This window comes from Streptomyces sp. ATLC9 (assembly GCF_057196705.1).
Genome location: NZ_JBXUOY010000538.1, coordinates 1 through 896 on the forward strand (window position 1 = coordinate 1; position 896 = coordinate 896).

Here is an 896-nt window from a genome sequence, read left to right on the forward strand (position 1 = left end):
GTTCCGGGGAACGGGAACCGGACGGCCGCCGGGATCCTCGTGGGACACACCGGCCGACGGCCGGGAACGGCGCCGTCCGCGGGGCGGGCGGCACCGTGGACCGGGTCGCTAGGGGAGGTACTTCTCGACGGCGGCGGCTCCGTGTTCCGCCAGCTCCCTGCGTGCCTTCTCGATCCGCTCCGGCGTGGGTTCGCGGCCGGACAGCCTGACCAGGTCCTCCGGGTCCACCGGCTGCTCGCTGCCGGTGCGCAGGCGCGTCGGCCGCGGTGCGGAGGACTCTTCCTTGTCGTTTTCACCCTTCACAGCGAGCCTCCTCTGCTCGGTTCCACCCCGTGAGCGGGGTTGTCTGCTGCGTACCCCCACTTCCCCGGCTGATTCGCCCGGAACGTCGCACACGGTCACGGACCGGTCCGCTCCGGGCCCGCCCCCGAGGCGCGCCCGGCGGCCCTGAGCCGGTCGCGTCCCAGTCTCGCCAGCGCCCCGGCCCCCGCGGTGTAGGCCAGCGAAAGCACGGCCGCCGCCTGCGCCGGGTGCAGAGCGGACTCCAGGGTCCGCAACGCCGCCCGGTGGGCGGAGCCCACCGCCAGCACGGCGCACACCCCGGCGCCGCCCAGCAGCGCACCGCCCGCGCCCGTGTGCCGGGCGGCGGCCCGCAGTCCGTCGCCGAACCCCTGGAAGCGGTCGCGGAACAGTTCGGACACCTCCCGGGTCACCTGCTCGACGGCATCGGCGATGTGCTCGCCCGCGGTTCCGCTCTGCGGCATGTCTGCCTCTCCCTCCGGGCCGGTCCGCCCGGTGCTCGTGTTCCCGCCGCGGTCCGTCCGATGCCCCGCGCTCGTTGGGGGCGGGGGCCGGCCCGGGGGGGGGCGGCGGGCGGGGGGGGGGGGCGGGGCGGG

2 protein-coding genes are annotated in these 896 nt (G+C 77.0%); both read right to left on the reverse strand.

The features are described from left to right. Window positions 1-108 precede the first annotated feature (108 nt). Window positions 109-303 carry a hypothetical protein gene (locus tag AC2CJA_RS26905; protein WP_484605245.1) on the reverse strand — a complete coding sequence of 65 codons (195 nt, stop codon included), beginning with the start codon at window positions 301-303 and terminating at the stop codon, window positions 109-111. A 95-nt stretch (window positions 304-398) separates the two neighbouring features. After that, window positions 399-764 carry a phage holin family protein gene (locus AC2CJA_RS26910; RefSeq protein ID WP_484605246.1) on the reverse strand — a complete coding sequence of 122 codons (366 nt, stop codon included), beginning with the start codon at window positions 762-764 and terminating at the stop codon, window positions 399-401. Window positions 765-896: the final 132 nt, after the last annotated feature.